General features: G+C 31.8%; 25 protein-coding genes. 12 read left to right on the top strand and 13 right to left on the bottom strand.

The annotated features are described in order from the left end of the window. The first annotated feature begins 238 nt into the window (after nt 1-238). The 8 genes from JHL18_RS07995 to argF all read left to right on the top strand — a co-directional run bounded on the left by JHL18_RS07995 (nt 239) and on the right by argF (nt 10,586). Nucleotides 239-1,534 (top strand): hemolysin family protein, encoded by a 1,296-nt coding sequence (locus JHL18_RS07995; RefSeq protein WP_200267894.1) that lies wholly within the window; start codon nt 239-241, stop codon nt 1,532-1,534. A gap of 412 nt (nt 1,535-1,946) precedes the next feature. Next, a complete protein-coding gene (locus JHL18_RS07990; protein ID WP_200267892.1) occupies nt 1,947-3,152 on the top strand; it encodes an argininosuccinate synthase in 1,206 nt (401 codons plus the stop codon). A 10-nt stretch (nt 3,153-3,162) separates the two neighbouring features. After that, nucleotides 3,163-4,545 carry an argininosuccinate lyase gene (gene argH / locus JHL18_RS07985; RefSeq protein WP_200267890.1) on the top strand — a complete coding sequence of 461 codons (1,383 nt, stop codon included), beginning with the start codon at nt 3,163-3,165 and terminating at the stop codon, nt 4,543-4,545. A gap of 116 nt (nt 4,546-4,661) precedes the next feature. Continuing rightward, nucleotides 4,662-5,705 (top strand): N-acetyl-gamma-glutamyl-phosphate reductase, encoded by a 1,044-nt coding sequence (argC, locus tag JHL18_RS07980; RefSeq protein WP_200267888.1) that lies wholly within the window; start codon nt 4,662-4,664, stop codon nt 5,703-5,705. 36 nt (nt 5,706-5,741) lie between these two features. After that, the gene (gene argJ / locus JHL18_RS07975; protein WP_338025456.1) at nt 5,742-6,965 is read left to right on the top strand and encodes a bifunctional glutamate N-acetyltransferase/amino-acid acetyltransferase ArgJ; all 1,224 of its coding nucleotides are present in this window, start codon (nt 5,742-5,744) and stop codon (nt 6,963-6,965) included. A gap of 157 nt (nt 6,966-7,122) precedes the next feature. After that, nucleotides 7,123-7,980, top strand: a complete 858-nt coding sequence (argB, locus tag JHL18_RS07970) for an acetylglutamate kinase (RefSeq protein ID WP_207752989.1) — start codon at nt 7,123-7,125, stop codon at nt 7,978-7,980. A gap of 180 nt (nt 7,981-8,160) precedes the next feature. Further along, nucleotides 8,161-9,333 carry an aspartate aminotransferase family protein gene (locus tag JHL18_RS07965; RefSeq protein WP_420839213.1) on the top strand — a complete coding sequence of 391 codons (1,173 nt, stop codon included), beginning with the start codon at nt 8,161-8,163 and terminating at the stop codon, nt 9,331-9,333. A gap of 320 nt (nt 9,334-9,653) precedes the next feature. Continuing rightward, entirely contained in the window at nt 9,654-10,586 is a 933-nt protein-coding gene (gene argF / locus JHL18_RS07960; protein WP_200267882.1) for an ornithine carbamoyltransferase, read from the top strand. Nucleotides 10,587-10,723: 137 nt separating this feature from the next. Here argF and namA read toward each other — a convergent pair whose 3' ends face one another. Next, nucleotides 10,724-11,740: an NADPH dehydrogenase NamA gene (namA, locus tag JHL18_RS07955; RefSeq protein ID WP_200267880.1), complete on the bottom strand. Its 1,017-nt coding sequence runs from the start codon at nt 11,738-11,740 to the stop codon at nt 10,724-10,726. A 142-nt stretch (nt 11,741-11,882) separates the two neighbouring features. Here namA and JHL18_RS07950 point away from each other — a divergent pair, with 142 nt between their 5' ends. Continuing rightward, complete coding sequence (locus JHL18_RS07950) at nt 11,883-12,218, top strand: winged helix-turn-helix transcriptional regulator (RefSeq protein ID WP_200267878.1); 336 nt, start codon at nt 11,883-11,885, stop codon at nt 12,216-12,218. 237 nt (nt 12,219-12,455) lie between these two features. Here the strand turns inward: JHL18_RS07950 and JHL18_RS07945 are convergent, their stop codons facing one another. The 12 genes from JHL18_RS07945 to JHL18_RS07890 all read right to left on the bottom strand — a co-directional run bounded on the left by JHL18_RS07945 (nt 12,456) and on the right by JHL18_RS07890 (nt 21,744). Further along, nucleotides 12,456-13,634, bottom strand: a complete 1,179-nt coding sequence (locus JHL18_RS07945; RefSeq protein ID WP_200267876.1) for an acetyl-CoA C-acetyltransferase — start codon at nt 13,632-13,634, stop codon at nt 12,456-12,458. A 171-nt stretch (nt 13,635-13,805) separates the two neighbouring features. Further along, entirely contained in the window at nt 13,806-14,375 is a 570-nt protein-coding gene (locus JHL18_RS07940) for a TetR/AcrR family transcriptional regulator (RefSeq protein WP_200267874.1), read from the bottom strand. Nucleotides 14,376-14,480: 105 nt separating this feature from the next. Then, a complete protein-coding gene (locus tag JHL18_RS07935) occupies nt 14,481-15,323 on the bottom strand; it encodes an alpha/beta fold hydrolase (RefSeq protein WP_243277825.1) in 843 nt (280 codons plus the stop codon). Between the two features lie 2 nt (nt 15,324-15,325). Continuing rightward, complete coding sequence (locus JHL18_RS07930; RefSeq protein ID WP_200267870.1) at nt 15,326-15,802, bottom strand: helix-turn-helix domain-containing protein; 477 nt, start codon at nt 15,800-15,802, stop codon at nt 15,326-15,328. A gap of 426 nt (nt 15,803-16,228) precedes the next feature. Then, nucleotides 16,229-16,885, bottom strand: a complete 657-nt coding sequence (gene queC, locus JHL18_RS07925) for a 7-cyano-7-deazaguanine synthase QueC (RefSeq protein ID WP_200267868.1) — start codon at nt 16,883-16,885, stop codon at nt 16,229-16,231. Nucleotides 16,886-16,916: 31 nt separating this feature from the next. Further along, the gene (folE, locus tag JHL18_RS07920; protein WP_200267866.1) at nt 16,917-17,507 is read right to left on the bottom strand and encodes a GTP cyclohydrolase I FolE; all 591 of its coding nucleotides are present in this window, start codon (nt 17,505-17,507) and stop codon (nt 16,917-16,919) included. A gap of 2 nt (nt 17,508-17,509) precedes the next feature. After that, complete coding sequence (gene queE / locus JHL18_RS07915; protein WP_200267864.1) at nt 17,510-18,175, bottom strand: putative 7-carboxy-7-deazaguanine synthase QueE; 666 nt, start codon at nt 18,173-18,175, stop codon at nt 17,510-17,512. A gap of 1 nt (nt 18,176) precedes the next feature. Continuing rightward, nucleotides 18,177-18,608, bottom strand: a complete 432-nt coding sequence (gene queD, locus JHL18_RS07910) for a 6-carboxytetrahydropterin synthase QueD (protein WP_200267862.1) — start codon at nt 18,606-18,608, stop codon at nt 18,177-18,179. 15 nt (nt 18,609-18,623) lie between these two features. Beyond that, complete coding sequence (locus JHL18_RS07905) at nt 18,624-19,385, bottom strand: acyl-CoA dehydratase activase (protein WP_200267860.1); 762 nt, start codon at nt 19,383-19,385, stop codon at nt 18,624-18,626. Then, nucleotides 19,385-20,383, bottom strand: a complete 999-nt coding sequence (locus JHL18_RS07900) for a 2-hydroxyacyl-CoA dehydratase (RefSeq protein ID WP_200267907.1) — start codon at nt 20,381-20,383, stop codon at nt 19,385-19,387. Before JHL18_RS07900 ends, JHL18_RS07905 begins: the two co-directional genes overlap by 1 nt. Nucleotides 20,384-20,839: 456 nt before the next feature. Continuing rightward, nucleotides 20,840-21,292 (bottom strand): ImmA/IrrE family metallo-endopeptidase, encoded by a 453-nt coding sequence (locus JHL18_RS07895; protein ID WP_200267858.1) that lies wholly within the window; start codon nt 21,290-21,292, stop codon nt 20,840-20,842. A gap of 11 nt (nt 21,293-21,303) precedes the next feature. Then, entirely contained in the window at nt 21,304-21,744 is a 441-nt protein-coding gene (locus JHL18_RS07890; RefSeq protein ID WP_200267856.1) for a helix-turn-helix domain-containing protein, read from the bottom strand. 324 nt (nt 21,745-22,068) lie between these two features. Here JHL18_RS07890 and JHL18_RS07885 point away from each other — a divergent pair, with 324 nt between their 5' ends. From JHL18_RS07885 to JHL18_RS07875, 3 genes are all read left to right on the top strand, one after another. After that, nucleotides 22,069-22,251, top strand: coding sequence for a sporulation protein Cse60 (locus tag JHL18_RS07885; protein WP_200267854.1), 183 nt, complete (start codon nt 22,069-22,071; stop codon nt 22,249-22,251). 116 nt (nt 22,252-22,367) lie between these two features. After that, a complete protein-coding gene (locus tag JHL18_RS07880; RefSeq protein ID WP_200267852.1) occupies nt 22,368-22,802 on the top strand; it encodes a sigma-70 family RNA polymerase sigma factor in 435 nt (144 codons plus the stop codon). A gap of 170 nt (nt 22,803-22,972) precedes the next feature. Beyond that, entirely contained in the window at nt 22,973-23,344 is a 372-nt protein-coding gene (locus tag JHL18_RS07875) for a ribosomal maturation YjgA family protein (protein ID WP_200267850.1), read from the top strand. Nucleotides 23,345-23,372: the final 28 nt, after the last annotated feature.

Here is a 23,372-nt window from a genome sequence, read left to right as displayed (position 1 = left end):
TGAACTTATTTCAGATATTAAAAATATCTTTATCGAACTTAATTCGAAAAAGGATGAGATTTGTTCGTTAGCATATGCCAGAAACTACCTTGTATAACTTAAACTTTAATCTGGGATACCTATAAATAAAACTAAAATTAAGAAAATTATAAAATAGGATAATCGAAAGTGATTTAAGAAATAATAATCATGTTAAGTCAAAAAAGAACTTTTATCTTAGTACTAAGGGAGAAATGCTATGGAAAAAAATTTAATCACAAGCATTTTATTAGTAATAGTGTTAATTGCTATAAATGCATTTCTTGTAGCAGCTGAGATGTCCATAGTCTCTTTAAATAAAAATAGGATAGGTATTTTAGCTGATAAAGGAGATAAAAAAGCTATATTGCTTAAAAACCTCACCAATGAACCAAGTAGATTTTTAGCAACTATTCAAGTTGGAATAACTCTTGCAGGTTTTTTTGCCAGCGCATCTGCAGCAACAAGTTTATCAAATAGCTTTGCAAGATTTTTATCTAAGAATAATGTACCTTACAGTGATCAGATTGCGTTGGTTATTATAACTGTTGTAATATCATATTTTACATTGGTACTGGGTGAGCTATTTCCTAAAAGATTAGCTCTAAAAAAATCTGAATCTGTAGCTATGTTTACAGTAAAACCTATAGTTATGATATCTAAGGTTACAGTACCATTTGTGAAGTTTCTTTCTTTTTCAACCAATCTTCTAATAAGATTATTTGGAATAGATATGAGTAATATGGAAGAAAGGGTATCAGAAGAAGAAATAAAATCAATGATAGAAGTAGGAAAAGAGCACGGCGTAATAAATGAAACAGAAAGAGAAATGATAAACGGGATATTTAGGTTTGATGATAAATTGGCAAAAGAAGTTATGATACCTAGGACTGAAGTATTCATGCTAGATGGAGATGAGAAAATAGCAGATGTCATAGAAGAAATAGTGAATGAGAAGTTTTCTAGAATACCTATCTACGAAGAAGAGGTAGATAATATAATTGGAATCCTATATACGAAGGATATTTTTAGTCAATTTATATCTAAAGACATAGAGGATATAGAACTTAATAAATTAGTTAGAGAGCCCTATTTCGTACCTGAAACAAAACATATAGATGAACTTTTTAAGGATATAAAAGAAACGAAAAGTCATATGGCTATACTTATAGATGAGTACGGAGGTTTTTCAGGGATAGTAACCTTAGAAGACCTAGTAGAAGAAGTGATGGGAAATATATCAGATGAATATGATGAAGATGAACAGGAAATAAGAAAAATTGATGAGCATACATATAGTGTAGATGGACTTTTATCTATATATAGAGTTAATGAAATACTTAATTTAAATATAAGTTCTGAGGATACAGATACTATCGGTGGATTTGTTCTTGAAATGCTTGGAACTATTCCTAAGAGCACAGAAAATTCAGTAGTGAATTACGATAATATAACCTTAAAGATTGAAGAAATGAGTGTGAAAAGAGTAGAAAGAGTGAGAATATTTATACAATGATGAATGCAAAGGTTTTTCTAATCTTTGCATTTTTTACTTTGTAGGGAGATATAAAATTTTTCGGTTAACTAAACCTAAATATTTCATGTGATGAAATAAGTGTTATTCCTAAAGCTAATAGTTGCTTTTATAAAAAATATATTATAAATATGCATTGGTTAATAATTTAAACTAATGTATATTTATAACTTTTATGCATTTATACCTCAATACTATGCAGTAATAATATAAAACAGAATATTTGGAATATTGAATGAATACCTATATAAGTGTATGTATTTTGCAAATTGTATATGGAACAGTAAGTAAGAAAAAATATGAATAAAAATTTATTCAAAAGTATTGCATAATTATAAAGAATGAATGTATAATTATAACATGTTTTAAATGAAGAAATTGGAGGGTGTTTTTAATGGCGAAATTAAATAAGGTTGTTTTAGCATATTCAGGTGGACTTGATACATCTATAATTATAACTTGGCTTAAGGAAAACTATGGTTGTGAAGTTGTAGCTGTAGTAGGAGATGTTGGTCAAGGAGATGAATTAGAAGGTTTAAGAGATAGAGCTATCAATACTGGTGCTTCAGAATTTTATGTGGCTGATTTAAAAGAAGAATTAGTTAATGACTTTATTTTTCCTTGTTTGAAGGCAAATGCAGTATACGAGGGAAAGTATCTTTTAGGAACATCTTTTGCAAGACCTATAATAGCTAAAAGGCTTGTAGAAATAGCAAAAAAAGTAGGGGCAGATGCTATAGCTCACGGTTGTACAGGAAAAGGAAATGACCAAGTTAGATTTGAACTTGGAATTAAAGCATATGCACCAGAAATGAAGATAATAGCTCCTTGGAGAGAGTGGGATATAAAATCTAGAGATGAAGAAATAGACTATGCTATAGAAAAAAATATTCCTATAACTTTAACAAGAGAAACAAACTATAGTAAGGACAAGAACTTATGGCATTTAAGTCATGAAGGATTAGATTTAGAAAATCCAGAAAATGAACCAGACTATGATAAGATACTTGAACTTTCAGTATCTCCTGAAAAAGCTCCAGATGTACCTACGTATGTAACTTTATCCTTTGAACAAGGTATACCTAAGAAGATAGACGGAGTAGAATATGGTCCAGTTGAACTAATTAAAAAGCTTAATGAAATAGGCGGAAAAAACGGAATAGGTATTATAGATCTTGTTGAAAATAGATTAGTTGGTATGAAGTCAAGGGGCGTATATGAAACTCCAGGTGGAACTATTTTATATTATGCTCATAAAGAATTAGAAACCTTATGTTTAGATAGAGAAACTTCTCACTATAAAGAGTTAGTTGCAACTAAGTTTGGAGAATTAGTTTATTTTGGTTTATGGTTTACTCCACTAAGAGAAGCTCTAAGCGCTTTTGTAGACAAAACACAAGAAACAGTTACCGGAGATGTAAAGTTAAAGCTTTATAAAGGAAATATAATAAATGCTGGAGTAACATCACCATATTCTCTTTACAGTGAAGAGATTGCAACCTTTGGAGAAGATCAAGTCTATAACCAAAAGGATGCAGAAGGATTTATAAATCTGTTCGGGTTACCAATCACAGTTAAGTCAATGCTTTCAAAAAAGTAGGAGGTAAGTTATGAAACTTTGGGGTGGAAGATTTCAAAAGGAAACAAACAGTTTAGTCAATGCATTTCATTCCTCTATATCCTTTGATTATAGATTGTATGAAGAAGATATAAGGGGAAGCATAGCTCATGCAAAAATGCTTGCAAGCTGCAATGTTATTTCTTTTGATGATATGGAGAAGATAGTTGAAGGGCTTAAAAATATTTTAGTAAACATAGAAAATGGAGAAGTTAATTTTTCAGAAGATGCTGAAGATATACACATGAATGTAGAAACAATGCTTATAAACAGCATAGGTGAAGTTGGTAAAAAGCTTCACACAGGAAGAAGCAGAAATGATCAAGTAGCGTTGGATTTAAGAATGTATGTAAAGAAAGATATTGATAAATTGAAAAACTTAATATTGAAGCTTGAAAATTCAATATATAAAATAGCATCTGAAAATGTTGATACCATAATGCCTGGATATACACATCTTCAAAAGGCACAGCCCATAACCTTTTGTCATCATTTGTTAGCTTATGGAGAAATGTTTAAGAGAGATTATTCTAGACTTGAGGATTGTTATAAGAGAATGAATGTATCTCCGCTTGGAAGTGGGGCATTAGCAACTACCACTTATCCTCTTGACAGATACATGGTAGCAGAAGAATTGGGGTTCGATGATGTTACTATGAATAGCTTAGATGGTGTATCTGATAGAGATTATGTAATAGAACTTAATAGCGCTTTAGCAATAATAATGATGCATTTATCGAGGTTTTCCGAGGAAATAATTCTTTGGTGTACAGGAGAATTTGGTTTTATAGAGCTTGATGATGGATTTTCTACAGGTTCTAGCATAATGCCACAAAAGAAAAATCCTGATGTAGCAGAGCTTGTTAGAGGAAAGACAGGAAGAGTTTATGGGGGGCTTATAACTCTACTTACAATGATGAAGGGACTTCCTCTAGCTTATAACAAGGATATGCAGGAAGATAAAGAAGCTATTTTTGATAGTTTAGACACAGTAAAGTTATGTATAGATGTATTTAGTGATATGCTTTCAACGGTGAAGGTTAATAAGGGTAGAATGAGAGATGCAGCTGGTGAAGGTTTTACCAATGCTACCGATGGAGCGGATTATTTGGTTAAAAAAGGGATGCCTTTTAGGGATGCTCATAAGGTGATTGGACAGCTGGTTTTTTATTGCATTGAAAAGAAAATAAAGTTGGAAGATGTAACTTTAGAGGAATTTAAGGAGTTTTCAAGTTTATTTGACAAGGATATTTATGAGGCTTTAGATCTTAAAAATTGTGTTGAAAGAAGAGAAGTTGTAGGAGGACCTAGCAAGTCATCCTTAAGTATACAATTAGATAATTTAAAGTACTTTATTAAGAAAGAGTATAAGTAGAGATGCAGCATTTCAATATGAAAGTTATTTTTAACAGTTCTCTTGGTTATGAAAATGGAAGACTAAAAATATACTCATATATGAAAGGCCACATCTATAGATAAGGGGGATATCAAGTGAACAAGTTAAGGGTTGGAATAATTGGTGCCACTGGATATGTTGGCATAGAGCTTTTGAGATTACTTCTTACTCATAATGAGGTTGAGGTTGCAGCAATAAGCTCTTCCTCCTTTGAGGGGAAAAACATAACAGATGTATATCCAAATCTATTAGGATATACTAATTTAAAATGTGAAAATACCGATGAGGTTGTAGAAAAGAGTGATCTACTTTTCTTAGCACTTCCTCACGGGTTAAGTGAAGAAATAGCAAATACTGCAATTTCAAATGGAAAGAAAGTAATAGATTTAGGTGCAGATTTCAGACTTGAAGATGAGAATGAATATGAGAAATGGTACGGGAAAAAATATTTATATGGAAGTCTTCATGAAAAATCTGTTTATGGACTTTGTGAAGTAAATAGAGAACTTATTAAAAAATCACCCATAATAGCTAATCCAGGATGCTTTCCAACATCCATAGCATTAGCTTTAACTCCGTTACTAAAGCAAAAGCTTGTTAAAAAGGATGGAATAATAATAGATTCTAAATCCGGAGTAACTGGAGCAGGAAGAGGGCTTTCATTAACTTCTCATTATCCAGAAAGTAATGAAAATATATCTCCTTACAAGGTTGGAGGAGTTCATAGACATATTCCTGAGATAGAGCAGAGCTTAGGTAAAGCTTATGGCGAGGAAATAAGGATTGTATTTACACCACATCTTATACCAGTAAATAGAGGCATACTTTCAACTATATACTGTGAATTAAATGAAGGAGTAAGCTATGAAAAAGCTTACGAAATTCTAGTTGAAGCATATAAAGATGAGAAATTCGTTAATATATTACCTAAAGGGCAGGTAGCATCAATTAAGTCAGTGACCTTATCGAATAACTGTCAGATATCTATTCATTTTGATGAAAGAACCAATAAGCTTATTATTTGTTCAGTAATAGACAATATGCTAAAGGGAGCCGCAGGTCAGGCTATACAAAATATGAATATAATGATGGGATATGAAGAAAATAAGGGACTAGAATTTTTAGCACCAGCTTTTTAACTATTTAATTTGTTAGCAATTTTTTAAAGAGGAGGAATAGAAATGGATATATTGAAGGGTGGAGTTACAGCACCGAAAGGTTTTGTTGCTTCAGGAATACATTGTGGATTAAAGAAGAAAAAAGAAAAAAAGGATTTAGCGCTTATATATTCAGAAAAGATATGTGATGCAGCAGCAGTTTATACTCAGAACAAAGTTAAAGGATCACCTATACTAGTTACTGAAAAAAACTTATTAGATTATAAGGCTCAAGCAATTATAGTAAATAGCGGTAATGCTAATACCTGTACAGGAGAAGACGGAATAATAAAGGCCAACAGAATGGCTGAAGTAACAGGCGAAAGACTTGGAATAGACAAGGAAAATGTTATTGTTGCATCTACTGGAGTTATAGGCGTACCTCTTAACATAGAAGCAATTGAAAATGGAATGGATGAGCTTGTAAACAGTATAAATAGAAACGGAAACATAGATGCTAGAGAAGCTATAATGACCACCGATACTATAAAGAAGGAAATAGCAGTATCAATAAAAGTTAGCGATAAAAAAGTTACTATAGGTGGTATGGCAAAGGGATCTGGAATGATTCACCCTAATATGGCTACTATGCTAGGCTTTATAACTACGGACGTTAGTATAGATGGAAAATTGTTAAAAGAAGCGATTTTACATGCTACTAACAAGAGTTTTAATAGAGTAAGTGTTGATGGAGATACAAGTACAAATGATATGGTATCAGTTCTTGCAAACGGTATGGCAGGAAATGAAAAGATCACAGATAAAGACGAGAGCTATTATAAGTTTTTAAATGCATTGACTTTTGTATGTACAGAACTTGCTAAGCTTATTGCTAAAGATGGTGAAGGTGCAACTAAGATGATTGAATGTTATGTTAAAGGTGCTTTAAATGAAGAGCATGCAGTGGCTTTAGCAAAATCAGTAATTCAATCAAGCTTAGTTAAGACTGCTGTATTTGGTGCAGATGCAAACTGGGGCAGGATACTGTGTGCTCTTGGATATTCAGATGAACCTCTAGAGGTAGAAAAGGTTGATGTATCTTTTGATAGCATAAAGGGATATTTAGAGGTTTGTAAAAATGGTATGCCAGTACCTTTCAGCGAAGAAAAAGCAAAACTAGTACTTGGAGAAAGTGAAATATCTATAATAATTGATCTAAAAATGGGCGAAGAAGAGGCTGTCGCTTGGGGTTGTGACTTAAGTTATGAATACGTAAGAATCAATGGAGATTATAGAACTTAAAACTAGTATTTATGCTTTGATGGCTGTTGAAATTAATGTGTCACCCCATCCGGTGCTTAAATGAGCTTGCTCATACAGCATCTCCTGTAGTAACACCTTAATTTCAATAATCGATTTTAAGCATAGTAGAACTTAATATTATAAAGAGGTGACAACTTTGAGTGGTATAGATTTCAAGAAAGCCAATACCCTTATAGAAGCTCTTCCATATATAAAAGAGTACTATGGTAAGACTATAGTAATAAAATATGGTGGAAGTGCAATGAAGAACAAAACTCTTAAAGAAGCAGTTATAAATGACTTGATACTTATGAGTTGTGTTGGAATAAATGTAGTTTTAGTGCATGGTGGTGGTCCGGAGATAAATATATTTTTAGAAAAAATGGGAAAGAAGCCGAAATTTATAAACGGTTTAAGATACACTGATGAAGAGACCATGGATGTAGTGCAAATGGTGCTTGCAGGTAAAGTAAACAAAGAGCTTGTTTTCCTCATAAATTCTTTAGGTGGAAAAGCTATTGGATTATGTGGTATAGATGGAAATATGCTTATTACTGAAAAGGTAAAAAGTGAAGAGGATTTGGGTTTCGTAGGAGAGGTTAAGAAGGTAAATACAGACGTGATAGATAACAGTTTAAAACAAGGATATATATCTGTAATTGCAACTGTTGGTATAGGTGAAGATGGAAAAGCCTACAACATAAATGGAGATATAGCTGCTGCAAATATAGCTTCAGCCTTAAAGGCAGAGAAACTTATACTTCTTACTGATGTACCTGGACTTTTAAGAGATCCGAGTTCAGAAGAAACACTTATTTCAGATATAAGGGTTGGAGAGATTCCAGAGCTTATGGAAGAAAAGGTTATAAGCGGAGGAATGATACCTAAGATAGACAGTTGTGTTGAGAGTATTAGAAATGGAGTTAAGAGAGTACATATATTAGATGGAAGAATGCCACATTCTGTTCTTATAGAGTTATTCTCAGATGCTGGTATAGGTACTATGATTCACTAATATATAGATAAGCCAGTTCCAAATAGAACCTAAGTTTGATAATCCTATTATCATTAATAGTTAACGGAAGTATCAATTAGTTTTATTAGATAGAACTGGGTTATCTATAGATGTACCGCTTCGAACCTTTGAATAAATTGATTTTGATTTAATAGAGTCTTAAAGTAAATAGGAGGTGTAATAAAAATGGATTTTAAAGAAAAATGGAATGAGTTCTTCATGGATACTTATGGACAATTACCTATAGCACTTGTTAAAGGGGAAGGTAATTATCTCATAGATTCTGAAGGAAAGAAATATATAGATTTTACTAGTGGTATAGGGGTATCTTCTCTAGGTTATGGGAATGAACAGTTAAAGAAGGGGTTAAAGGATCAAATTGATTTGCTTTTGCATACTTCAAATATATTCTTCAATCCAGTAGCTATCGAAGCTGGAGAAAAGCTAATAAAAGCAAGCAATTTACAAAAAGTTTTCTTTGCAAACTCTGGAGCAGAAGCAAATGAAGGCGCTATAAAGCTTGCAAGAAAGTATAGTTTTGATAAATATGGTGAAGGAAGAGGAAAGATAATATCTCTAAAACAATCTTTCCATGGAAGAACTCTTGCTGCATTGAAGGCAACAGGACAAGAGAAATTTCATAATTACTTTTTCCCATTTCCAGAAGGGTTCGTATATGTAGAGAAAAATAATATAGAAGCTTTAAAGGAACAACTTGATGGAACTGTATGTGCTGTAATGATGGAGGCTATACAAGGTGAAGGTGGAGTGTATCCTTTGGATGAAAGCTATGTAAAAGATGCAGTTGCGTTATGTAAGGAAAAAGATGTACTAATTATATTTGATGAAGTTCAGTGTGGCGTAGGAAGAACAGGAAAGTTCTTTGGTTTTGAGCATTTTAATGTTGAGCCAGACATAGTAACTCTTGCTAAGGGGTTAGGTGGCGGACTTCCTATTGGAGCAATTTTAGCTGGTGAAAAAACTGCTGGAGTATTAAAAAAAGGAGATCACGGTTCAACTTTTGGAGGAAATCCAGTAGCGCTTAAAGGTGCAAGTGTAGTTCTTGATGTTGTAACTAGTGAAGGCTTTATAGATGAAGTTGCTAAAAAGGGTGAACTTATAAAGAATATAATAGAAGGTTTTAATATTTCAGGAGTAAAAGAAGTTAGAGGAAAAGGGCTTATGTTAGGTATTGAACTTGAAGGTGAGAGCAAAGATGTTCAAGAAAAAGCACTAGCTAAAGGTATATTGACTCTTACAGCAGGACCAAAGGTTTTAAGACTTCTTCCACCGTTAACTATAACTGAAGAAGAAATAAAAGCTGGATTAGAAATTCTTAAAGAATGTTTTTAGTGTAAAACTAAGGCTACATTGAATGGGCGAGTTGAAATTTAGGTGTCATACATCCAATACTTTAATGAGCTTCACAAAGAATTAATATGATTTTCTACAATTACATAGCTAAAACTGTATAACTCACTACGTTCGGACAATACAGTTTCTTAACGCTATTTCATCTCCGAAAATCATTTAATTCTAAATGCTCGCTCATATAGTATCTCCTGTATAACACCTAAATTTCAGTAGCAATATTAAATATAACCTAAGTTTGATAGTGATAAGAATTATTGAATTATTGATATACAAATAAGAATATCTTAGGGGGAAGAGTTATGGAAAATAAGCATTTACTAAAGTTAAATGATTATACAAAAGAAGAAATAATGGAAATACTAGAACTTGGGGAACAGCTTAAGTATGAAACAAAGCATGGTATACCTCATGATCATCTTTTAAAAGGAAAGACTTTAGGAATGGTATTTGAAAAATCCTCTACAAGAACTCGTGTATCCTTTGAGGTCGGTATGTACCAGCTAGGAGGTTCAGCTTTATTCCTAAGTTCACATGATATACAGCTAGGAAGAGGAGAACCAATAAAGGATACAGCCAGAGTTCTATCTAGATATTTAGATGGAATAATGATAAGGACCTTCTCCCAAAAAGATGTTGAAGATCTAGCGGAGTATTCAAGAGTGCCTGTGATAAATGGGCTTACTGATGAAGAGCATCCATGCCAGGTACTAGCTGATTTACTTACAATAAAAGAGTTTAAAAGAAAGTTTGAAGGACTTAGAGTTGCCTTTATAGGAGACGGAAATAATATGGCAAACTCATTAATGGTTGGATGTTTAAAAGTGGGAATGAGCATAGGAATAGCAACACCAAATGGATATGAGCCTCCTGAACATGTAATAAAAGCTGTGAAGGAAATAGAAGAAACTTCAAAAGGAACTGTAACTTTTGCAAGTGATCCTTTAGATGTTGTAAAAGATGCTGATGTAGTTATCACAGATGTTTGGACTAGTATGGGGCAAGAGCAAGAGACAATTAAAAGAAAAGAAGCATTTAAGGGATATCAAGTAAATAGTGATTTAATGGGTATTGCTAAAAAGGATGCTATGGTTCTACACTGTCTTCCTGCTCATAGAGGCGAGGAAATAACAGAAGATATATTAGAACTTCACGCAAAGGAAATCTTTGAAGAGGCAGAAAATAGACTGCATGCTCAAAAGGCTGTTATGGTTAAATTAATGGCAAATAAATAAATTAATATGTTTTTACTGAACATTAGAGTATAATATGAAAAATAGAACTTTGGGATTAATGAAAATTAGTCACAAGGTTCTATTTTTATTTACAATATGGTGGATTATATTTCCATGGCTGTGGATAAGTTTTAGTATTATTTAAAAGCTCTAAGGTATTGTTTAGGATAATCAATATCTAGATGTTCTTCACTAGCTTTATTTAGAGCTAGATAAGGGTTTCTTAAAAGCTCTCTGCCTATAGCAACTAAGTCAGCTCTTCCGTTAGATATTATTTCTTCTCCCATATTAAGGTTTGTTATTAAGCCAACAGCTATAGTTGGTATGTTGCACTTGCTTCTAATAGCATTTGAATAGTTAACTTGGTAACCAGGGTATACAGCTATTTTTGCAGGAACTAATCCGCCAGTGCTTACATGAACTATATCAATGTAATCTTTGACCTCGTTTATTACTTCTAGCATATCATCTAAAGTTATACCGCCTTCTGTATAATCATCTGATGATACTCTAAGTGAAATTGCTTTGTTTTCAGGCCATACTTCTTTAATAGCCAGGAGTATTTCCTTAAGGAATTTAGTTCTGTTTTTAACACTACCACCATACTCGTCTGCTCTTAGATTTGAAAGTGGTGATAAAAATTGATGTATTAAATAACCATGAGCTCCATGTATTTCAATCGCATCAAATCCGGCTTTATCAGCTCTTTGAGCAGCTTCTCTAAACTTTGTTATGATTTCTTTTATATCGTTCTTAGTCAATGCTCTAGGAAGTATACTATCTTTATCAAATGCAATTTTACTTGGAGCAACCGTTTCACTAAAGTTTCCTGCATATTTTCGTCCTGCATGATTCAGTTGGATAGCTATCTTAGAGCCATATTTTTTTACACCTTCAACAATAGTTTTTAATCCATCGATGTGAGAATCATCCCAAATGCCTAAATCATTATCAGATATTCTTCCATTTTCAGTTATGCCAGTAGCTTCTACTATAATTAAGCCAACTCCGCCTATTGCTCGAGTCATGTAATGAGTATAGTGGAAGTCATTAGCTTTACCATCAGCCTCTGCAGAGTACATACACATAGGTGGCATAACAATTTTATTTTTTAAAGTAAGATTTTTTAAGTCATAGTTGCTAAAAATATTCATATATTTCATCTCCTTTATACAAAGTTATTGATTAATGTTATTATAGTATATATACTATATTTTAGGAAGTAGTGATATTATAATCATATAATTTCAAAAAAGTAAGTAATGCAATAAATAAAGGGATGATGGGAGGAAAAGTATGTCTGAAATAAAGTTGGAACGAGGGAATTCTTCAGATAAATGCCCAATAGAAACAGCAATAGATATAATAGGGAGTAAGTGGACATTTTTGATAATAAGAGATTTACTAATAGATGGAACTATGCGATTTGGGGATTTAGTACGATCACTAGATGGAATAAGTCCAAAGACTTTGTCCGTAAGACTTAGAGAATTAGAAAAGGTAGGACTGGTAGATAGGATAGTATATCCAGAGATTCCGCCAAAGGTAGAATATAAGTTAACTGAAAAAGGGAAGAGTTTAGAAACTGTATTTATAGAATTAAAAAGATGGGGACTTACAATCATTGAATAATTTCATTTAGTAAAGCATTCCTCTAGGAAATTTAATTTATAATTATACTAATGGTCTGAAATAGGTTATCTGTAATTGAATTTGAATTATATGGAAAAGCACATATATTGATTTAAATATATGTGCTTTTGAAAATTAATTTTATTTGAAAGTATTTGTGGGTATTATGAAATTCACGGTTGTATAAGTAGACCTATTAGATAGTGGATTTATCTAATTGATTTAATATAGAATGGTTTATTCTCTTTCTACGATCATTGCTGTTCCTTGTCCGCCACCTATACATAAAGTTGCTAGACCTCTTTTTACATCTCTGTTTTTCATAGCATGAAGTAGTGTAACTAATATTCTTGCACCTGAAGCTCCAATTGGATGTCCTAGAGCTATTGCACCGCCGTTCACATTTACTTTACTCATATCAAGATTTAAGTCTTTAGCAATAGCAATGCTTTGAGATGCATAAGCTTCATTAGCTTCAATTAAGTCTAGGTCTTCTGGTTTTAAGTTTACTTTATCTAAAGCTGCTTTTGTTGCATAGAAAGCACCGTAACCCATTATTGCTGGATCAAGTCCTGCAGATCCATAAGATGATATTTTAGCAAGAGGTTTTATTCCTAATTCTTTAGCTTTATCAGCACTCATTATAACAAGTGCAGCAGCGCCATCATTAAGTCCTGATGCATTACCAGCAGTTACAGTACCATCTTCCTTAAAGATTGGCTTAAGTTTAGCTAGAGCTTCTATAGTGTTACCGAATCTAGGAAATTCATCTGTATCAAATATAATTTCGCCTTTTTTTGTTTTTATTACTACAGGAACTATTTCTTCCTTAAATTGGCCACTCTTTATAGCTTCCTCAGCTTTTTTCTGAGAAGAAAGTGAGAACTCATCTTGTTCTTCTCTAGTTACATTCCATTGTTCTGCTACATTTTCAGCAGTTACACCCATATGATAATCATTGAAGGCATCCCATAACCCGTCTCTGATCATTTCATCTACTAAGTCGTTGTGACCCATTCTGTAACCCCATCTCGCATTATCAAGTAGGAATGGAGCTGCAGACATGTTTTCCATACCGCCAGCTACGATAACGTCAGCATCACCAGCTTTAATTATTTGTGCTGCGAGGATTATGCTTCTTAAACCAGAACCACAAACTTTATTAAGAGTTAGAGCAGGAATTTCTACTGGTAAACCAGCTTTTACAGCAGCTTGTCTTGCTGGGTTTTGACCAAGGCCAGCTTGAAGAACATTGCCAAATATAACTTCACTGATTAATTCAGGTTTTATTCCAGCTCTTTTAACAGCTTCCTTTATTACAACAGCGCCTAAGTCAACAGCAGGTACGTCCTTAAGAGTTTTTCCGTATGCTCCTATAGCAGTTCTTACAGCACTAACGATTACTACATCTTTCATAATAAATTACCTCCAAAAGTTTATTTTTTGTAATATTGAAACTAGGATAAAATTGCATCTATAATAATAGACTGGTCTGTCTATTGGTGTGAAATTAATTAGCACCCAAATTACTGAGAGCCAATTAATAAAATCTTATGTATATTTATATGAAGATTAAAGAGGTTTTCTTTAGTCTTTATAGATTGAAATTAAATCATCTGACATTCTTCTTAATGTATTTACATCCTTACTTAAACGATAATAAACTAAATATCCCTCGTATATAGCAAATGCACGATTGGATAAAGTAAGTACTTTTTCTTCAGGAACTTTAGAAAATCTAAGGACATCAGCAAATATATCAATTAATTTATTCATGGATTTAGTGTAATATTCAGCAAGATCTGGCTCAGAGAATGCTATCTCAAGACCTAATACTGCGAAAGGACATCCAAAATGTTTATTTTTTTCTGCACCATATATCATTGTAGCTGTTAGTGTTTTTATAAAATCTTCCCACTGATTACCCTTAGCAGAATTCAATATCAACTCACCAATTTTTTTTTCATAATAATCAGAGACACTAATTGCTAAATCTTTTTTACTTTTAAAGTGAAAATAGAAGGAGCCTTTAGGAAGTCCTGTACCTTCTAAAATGTCGTTTATTCCAGTAGCATTATAGCCTTTTTGTATAAATAAATTAGCTGCGCACTCAATTAAGTTATTTTTAGATTGTTCACCTTTTGTGTTCTTAACCATGGTTTTATCTCCTAATTAGAAATATATCTTACAATTAATATAATAGACCAGTCTGTCTATTAAGTCAAGTTAAAATTTTAACAATAAAATCACTAACCTTTTGGGTTAGTGATTAAATGATAAAAATTTAATTATATCAGATTTGATACTGATGATAGCATGACCAGTATCTTTCAAAATATTTATATTTGCTGAAGGAATAAGTGTTCTTAAACGGTCAGCGGTTTTAATTGAATGGAGCATTATATCTTCATCTCCTACAAATAGAGTAATTGGCATCTTTAGTTTCCTTAACTCTTCATCAGAAAATACAGGTATTGTCTCATAACGAAAATTAAAGCTTTTTCTAATGACTTTTTGATATTGAAGCATTGTAGGTGGAACAGGTTTATTTCCATTTACTTTAGTATATAGTTTTTCCATCCCTCTTTCACCTTGAAGGCTGTGTATCAGAGCTTTGAATATAAAAGATGTTTTTTGAGGACCAATTCCAGAAGGAGATATTAAAATAAGCTTATCAACTCTGCTTGGATAACTTATTGAAAATTTTACTGATAACCAGGCACCTAAAGAAATTCCTATAATATTTGTAGTACTTATAGAAAGAGAATTAAGTACTTCATAAAGCCAGTCTGCATAAGCTGAGCTTTTTAAAGAGAATTGTCTTTCATCACTTTTACCAGGGTCTCCGGGTATATCTATTGCATAAACTCTATAATTCTTAGAATACTCGCCAATATCACCTAACCACATTGCTGAATTCATACCTGCGCCATGGAGTAATATAAGGGGAGGGGAGTCTATTTTGCCTGAAGCTATTATAAAAGTACTACCATAACTAGTATTTATATAAAGTTCTTCGTAAGCCAAACTAGAAGATTTTAGTATTTTATCATACTGTTCAATAACTTGACTTTTCATAATGTTTGATTTGAATGCTGTTTTCATTTTCATCTCTCCGTTAATAGTTCTATGAAGTTCAATATTTCTTCTGTAAATTTGATATCACCCCATAATAGTACTCTTAATCTATTTTCTTTTTCTGAATACTGCATTTTTATAGTGGAAAGTCCTAAATTAGGGTCTTTGCTGTTCATTATAGCTAAAAGGGAATTTGATATTCGGTTGTATTCATCTATATTCAAATCGTTTATGTCAACAACCGTAGATACATTAATTTTATTTCGACTATCAGATGGATTTGATTTACTTGTTGAGAATTCTATAAGGCTTTCTTCATCTTTTTTTGTATCTATTTGAATATCACTGTTCTCCATAAACAAACTTAGATCATGACCGGAGATTCTCCATTGCTTACCAACCTTATTAGCTCTAAGTTTTCCTTCAGTTATAAATTTTCGTATTGTTTTATGATGCATACCAAGTATTTCAGCAACCTGGTCAATGGTATAAAGTTTTTCTTCCACAATAATCATTCCTTTACTAATTGAGTATGGCTTAATTATAGAATGATTGCATAAAGAAGTCAATAAAAATATTGCGTTTTATTGTGTTTTATTGCTATTTGTTAAACTTTGTTGAGCAAATATTAAGTCTTGTACATTACTTCTTGTATAAATTTAATATTAAAACTTTAGTATAGTAAACATGTACAAACAATATTAGAGTGTATTATATATAAGAGTTGGAGACAAATAAGATTCATTGAATACTAGAAGAGTAACGATTTAGTTTTATTACAATATGTGAAATGTGGTAAAATAAAAGCTTACACTAAAGATATAATAGTGTAAGCCATATTGTATATTAGATTTTCCCTCACTAAGGTGTTATGTCAATATAATTCTATATTAGAACTATATATTAATATCTAAGCTCTTGAATTTAGGTTTCTATAAGAAATTATTTTTAAACTCTAAATATCCATTTTTTCTAAGTTTGCAAGCAGGACATTCTCCGCAGCCATTTCCTTTAACTCCATTATAGCAAGTTAGGGTTTCGTTCTTTACTATATCTAGAACCCCTAAGTCATAAGCCATCTTCCAAGTTTCAGCTTTGTTGATCCACATTAAAGGTGTAAAGATCTCAAATTGATAATCCATAGCTAAGTTTAAAGTTACGTTTAGAGATTTTATAAATACATCTCTGCAGTCTGGATATCCGCTAAAATCACTTTGAGAAACACCAGTTATAATAGTATTTATTTCTCTTTGCTTTGCAAACACAGCTACAAATGTTAAGAATAATAAGTTTCTTCCATCTACAAAGGAATTAGGAAGTCCTTCTGTAGGTGCATTTTTATCAACAGTTATATCTTGTCTAGTTAATGAATTAGGAGCTAACTGGTTCAATAGGTTTAGATCTAAAATATGGTGTTCGATGCCGTGTTTTTTACATATATCCTTTGCACATTCTAATTCTAGTTTATGCTTTTGATTGTAATCAAAAGAAACTGCTATAACTTCTTTGAATTTTCTCTTTGCCCAAAATAAACAAGTTGTACTATCTTGTCCGCCACTAAATACCACTACTGCTTTTTGCTTATTCATAATTGCACCATCCTCTTAATCTTATATATTCCTATTTAGTATAAAGCATCATAAGTTTATTATTTAAAATTGGATCAGTATTAAATCTACCTCGTAGGGTAGTAGTTATAGTTTTAGTTCCTGGTTTCTCAATCCCTCTAGTAGTCATGCAGCCATGTTCACCTTGAATAATTACAGCTACATCTTCTGATTCGGTTATTTTTTGAAGAATTTCAGCTATGTCAGTTCCAATTCTTTCTTGAAGCTGTAGTCTTCTTCCCACCATGTCAGCTATTCTGGCTATTTTGCTTAAGCCTATTACTTTTTTGTTAGGAACATAAGCTACTGCAACCTTCATGTTGTACATTAAAGCTAAGTGGTGCTCACAGTGACTGAAGATTTCTATGTCTTTCATAAATACTAAGTCATTATTGCTATTTTTTATATCTAAATCATCTTCAAAAGTAACGTTGAACATAGAAGCAATATCGTCATTTGTATAGGTCATACCTTTAAAGACTTCTTCATACATTTTAGCCACACGTTTTGGTGTATCTTTTAAGCCTTCTCTTTCAGGATTATCGCCAAGAGCTATTAAAATACCTCTTATATGTTCTTCAATTGCTTTTATATCAATTGCCATATTTATACCCCTCTCTTTGATGGATCCCAAATTATTTTGTGAAGTTGAACTTGAAGATTGACACCATTCATTTTCTTGTTTACCATAAACTCTACAATACTTTCTAAGGAGATTTGTCCAAATACAGGACTGATATATACGCTTGTTTTTTCAACTAAAGCATACCTATCAATTATTTCTTTAGCTTTTTTTAAATCTTCAAAGCTTCCAGAAACAAATTTAACAGTATCGTTTTTAGTTAAGAATTTAAAATTATCTAAGTTCATTTGCCTTTCCATATTGCTTGATGGAAGCTTGTAATCCATAGTAAAGCTAGGTGGATTTTCTACTTTTGAGAAGGTATCAAGCAGTACACTACCATTTGTTTCAATCTCAACATGAAGTTCTTTATCTTTAGCTAGTATTTCAAGTAGTTCAATTATTCCTTCTTGAAGAAGTGGTTCACCACCAGTTAGAGTGATATTTTTAACCTCAGTGGATTTTATATAGTTATATATTTCTTCAGAAGACATTAGTTCATAAGGAGCATTTTTTTCATTAGCCCAAGTTGTATCACAATAACTGCAATTTAAATTACAGCCGGCAAATCTTATAAAAATAGCAAGTTGACCACATCTTAGGCCTTCACCATTTATGCTTACAAACTTTTCAACAACTTTAAAATTCATGTTAGTTGACCCCACTTTCTTCATATCTAGCGCTATTTGTAGGTGTTTCATAAACTGTAGCACTTTTTACGTTGTAGCCCTTTTCCTTCATTGTTCTATAAAAGAATGCTGCAAAGTTCTCTGCTGTTGTTCTGAAATTCATCTCTATTATCTTAAAACCGTCTTCCTTTAGACAGCTTAAGCTTTCTTCTCTCATAGTTCCTTTTTCTATTATCAACGCATGATCGTAATAATCAACCATAGCTTTAACGTCATTTTTTAAATCTCCAAAATCTATTACCATTCCTTTAAGTTGACCGTCAGTAACTAGCTTTTCAGTCTGAACTTCTATTTCAACTTTCCATCTATGACCGTGAATATTTGCACATTTTCCTTCATATTTAGAAAGAAAGTGAGCGCTATCAAAACTATGTTCTGCTTTTAAAGTATACATGTTTTTCCTCCTAATCTATTTTAAAAACTTACTTCCATAGTAACAACAGCCAATAGCTCCATTAAACTGAGGCTCTTCTACAGAAATTATTTCTTTGTAATCATTTTTTAAGTAACATTTTATAGCAGAGTTGTTAGCGACGCCGCCTGTTAAAACCAATTTATCACCTCTAAAGTTACTTAAAAGAGGGCGTAATCTTTTATACATAGAGTAGTTAACTCCGGCACATAACCTTTCTACTGCAACACCTTCAGCTATTTTTCCTATAAGTTCTGACTCTGAGAATACAGCACAAGTGGAATTAAGATCCACAGGATTTTCAGAGTACTTACTCATTTCTTCGAAAGAGATTTCAAGAACATTGGCCATGTTTTCTAAGTATCTTCCGCAGGAAGCAGCACATTTTTCATTAAGTTCCAAGTCAGTAGTTAAGCCTTTTTCTATTTTCACAATCTTAACATCTTGTCCGCCAACATCTAAAAGTATAAAATCCTTTAAAGAACTTTGATAGATTGCTCCGTAAGCATGGGCTTTTATTTCATTTATTTGAGTAAATAGCTTTAAGTCTGTGTTATTCTTTCCGTAACCAGTGGATACAGCCTTATCAAAATGGCCAACCTCTAGTTTATCTAAATCAACCACTATTTTGCCGTCCATGTGGCAGTAATCTCTGTAAAACCTCATAGTACTGATTTTTTTCTTTATTACTAGGGTAGTGTCTTCCATTACTACGATCTTAACCTCTCTGCTACCAAGATCTATACCTAGAATCCTCATTAGTTAGCCTCCTTTAAATCCAATAGCATATCAAGAAAAGCCTCTAATCTAAGCTTAGTTCTTGCATCTAAAGTATTTAATTTATCACCTTCGATATTCAATATAGGAATATCAAGTTTATTTTTTATAATTATATCTTCAACAGCTCTAAAGCAGAAAGCTTGAGTGTAGTGGATTATACCATCTAACTTTCTTTCTTCTATTTGCTTTTTCAGCTCTAAAATCCTAAAGTCAGTGTTATACGGGTAAGTATAATCATAATATTGCTCATATATATTTTTTGCCTCTGTTCCTCTAGGGAAAGCAAATTCCCTTTGAACCTCATTATATACAAAATGAGCATTAAAGTTTTCAACAAAACTGTATATGTCAGTAGTCATTGGGGGAACCCCTATATAGCCTAGACGAAGCTTTTTGTTTATTGGTTCTCTTGTTCTTATTTCATTTATTGCTTTCTTTAAATCACTCTCAAAAACATTTATATCTGAATTGAAATCACTTAAGCTCACCTGGTACAGATGATTTTCAAAGCCATTGGCTTTGTTATCTATATATGTTAATTCATCTACTTCTTTTCCAAGAGCTCTAACTTCATTTAGTCTTTTTCTAACGGTTTCAACTTCAGCTTCACTAACCTTAAAGTGATCCATAAGTTTTTTTATTTCTCTTTGTACATCTTCTAAAGTATGGCTATGTGGAAAAGAGAAAGGGTGTACCTTTATGCCTTTTAATTGAAGAACCTCAATTAAGGCCTTAGTATTGGAGCAGTCACCTTCCATAACTCCGACGATTTCTTCAATACCATTTTCAATACACGCTCCATAAAGCCCTTTAATCCACGCACATAAGCTTTTTGGAAAACCATCTTTTTCAGCTACGTCTATATATTTTAAATAGTTATCAGACACTACAAAAACATTATTTAAATCTACTGGCGTGTACCCAGCAGCAATAAGAACTTCCACAGGAACTGTTGTTGTTAAACCTATTTTTTTAATATTAAATCCCCCTTAATTTGTACAACTCGAACCACATTATTAAAGGTTTTGCTAAAGCACCGTGTTGAAATTAATTGGTTAATCATCCGATGCGTTATAACCATTTAATTTCAAAAATACTCTTAAACATACCTTTATAAACAATAAAAAAAGGATTTTACTAAACTTTATTAACTTATAAATATTGATTCAGAACTTAAAAATTCTAGAATACAACATATATAAGCTAAGTTTTTCGTAAAATCCTATAACGTACTTTATAGTTTGAAAAAGGGCGTAAAAAGCCCATAAACAAAAAACACTACCTAGACGGGTAGTATACGTCCTAGTTTTATTTATAGACAGGATGGTTACGAACTGTCTTTATTAAATTATATAATTACGTACTTTACTATAATATACGATATGCAACAAGTCAAGATAAAAGTATAACAAAGCGGAGCGTTGTTAAAACTACTATTTTTCATAATCAGTTATTAAATAGGATAGTTTAGGGGAAATACCAATACAGCTTGCTATTTGGTCTATAGACATGGACTCTAATTCAATCTTATCAAAACTTACATTAAGCATCTTAAAAGCAAAGTAATTAGCTTGTTTCTCAAATTTGCCAAGGTTTATAAAGTTCTTATTAAAGGCGGCTTGACAGATTTGCGTATGAAGTAGGGCATGAGCTAATTCGTGGAATAATATAAAAGCTTCCATAGTATCTTTAATATCATTTCTAATGAATACAATTTCCTTGTCATTAAAGTCACGATAATAAAAGCTATCGTTACCTCTCAGTAAAATGTTAGCTGCTTCAATTTTATGTATTTTTATTTCTAGATAGTCATATAGTTCATAAACATTATCAGTATTATAATTTTCTCTAATTCCTGAAATTATATCATCGATCCAAGAATACATATAATCACCCTTTACTTCTTATATTTAAGACCCAATAATTGCAGCTGATTTAATAGTTCATTTGCGAATTGTACCATTTCCTCATCGGAGAGTTTCTTGATGTCAAACCCGCCATAACCCATAATAGCTGGTTGTTTTAGGATAAATTTCATTGCTTCTTCAGCAGTTTTGAATTCTCCAGATTCATACAATGAAAAATCTTCTTTAACATTTAAATTTCTGTCCTCTGAATCAGAAACTTCTGGGCTTTGAGTAGAGTTAAGCTTCATAATTTCGTCTATGCTTACCTCAAGTGCAGCAGCTAGTTTTTCTAAGGTATTAACTGAAGGATTTTTTTTCTCATCTCTTTCTAAAGCACTAATATAGCTTGCATTAACCCCACTTAATCTTGATAATTCATTAACCCCAATCTTTTTAGCTTCTCTTATAGCCTTTATGTTCTTGCCGAACACAATAATCACTCCCTTATAGTTATATAGATGTATCACTTCTTAATAAAATTTATATTTTTAAATTCTCTCACCAGAACCAGTGAGAGTTTTAAAAATAGATCTCGGATCGAACTGATACATCTTTAGTAAAGTATATGCTTATAGAATATATTATATCCTACAAGAACATGAAGTCAATAGAAAAACAGAGAAAAACAGAACGTATGTTCCAAAAACTTGATATAAATACCAAAAATAATGATTTTTAAGAAAATAAGCGATTGGTGTATTCTGTTAGAACATGATATTATACTCTCAAAGAATACAGAAAGGGTGGGGAATTTAATGACTAAGGTTTTAGAATTAAAAAGAACAAGAAGTTTAGAAGAGGATATTAATAAATTCATAGGAGATAATCCTAGTATTAAGATTATTGATATCAAATACTGTATAAGTAGCTATATTGAAGCTGGCAGTGTTAAGAACTGTAGCGGAGCTTTGATTGTTTATGAAGAAAGTAATATTTAATTTATATTTGTTTGAAAATCACAAGAAACTGTGATTTTGGGACATGTGTAAATTAATAGTCGAAGTTAGAAACGTATAGTATATAATTTGAGAATTTATAAGTAAGAGGTGATGATATGGGGTCAAGTGATAAGTTTAAAAAAATAGAGGCAATGCTTTATAATTACAAACAAACTGAGGTTGAGATAAAAAATATTGATTTAGATATAGAAGAAGTTAGAAATGAGTATAGGGGAGTAGGAGCAATGGTCTACGGTGAAAGGACAAGCTCCACTAACAAGATTTCATCCTCTGTAGAGAACGAAATAGAATATAAGGAAAACAGGGTAAGTTATCTAACTTCATTAAAAAGAAGTAAAGAAATCGAAATTGAGAGATTGAATAATGTATTAAGTATATTAAGTGAAGACGAGTATAAACTGATAGAACTTAGATATTTTAAAAAGCTGCAATACAAGCAGATTGCAGATATTATCTGTATGAATGATATATATATAATCGATAAAAAGAAGAAGATAATAAATAAGCTTATACCACTAATGAACATTTAATATAATAGTGGATAGTATTAGGGAGCATACATAAGTTTGGTTAATACAAATTTATGTATGCTCCTTTATTGTTTAAGTATGCTAGAGTATATGTAATTTTATGGTATAATAAGCTTTAAAGTAATATATGCATAATTTATATATTAAGTTATTGAGAGTGGGTACAGGTAATGAAGATAAATAGAAGATACATACTAAGTTTTATTATTTTATTTATAATAGAAACTCTTATTGCACTTTATGTTCACGATGGGATAATTAGGCCATATATAGGGGATATACTTGTGGTTGTTCTAATGTATACCTTCATAAGAGGAATAGTTAAAAAAAGAATAAGATTTTTGCCAGTGTATCTATTTTTATTTGCATCGGCAGTTGAGATAATGCAATATTTTAGATTTATAGATTTACTACACTTACGTAGTAATAGAGTAGCTTCAGTTATACTAGGAACATCTTTTGATATAAAGGATATTTTGTGTTACCTAGCTGGAAGTATAATTTTGATTATGTGGGAGCAGTTTGTAGATAGAGAAATTTAGACTTTATATATTAAAAGAACTTAGTTTA

Source organism: Clostridium yunnanense (assembly GCF_016595795.1).
Classification (GTDB): Bacteria; Bacillota; Clostridia; order Clostridiales; family Clostridiaceae; genus Clostridium_AR; species Clostridium_AR yunnanense.
The sequence above is the reverse complement of the archived record's forward strand: the minus strand, read 5'-3'. Positions and strand labels throughout refer to the sequence as shown.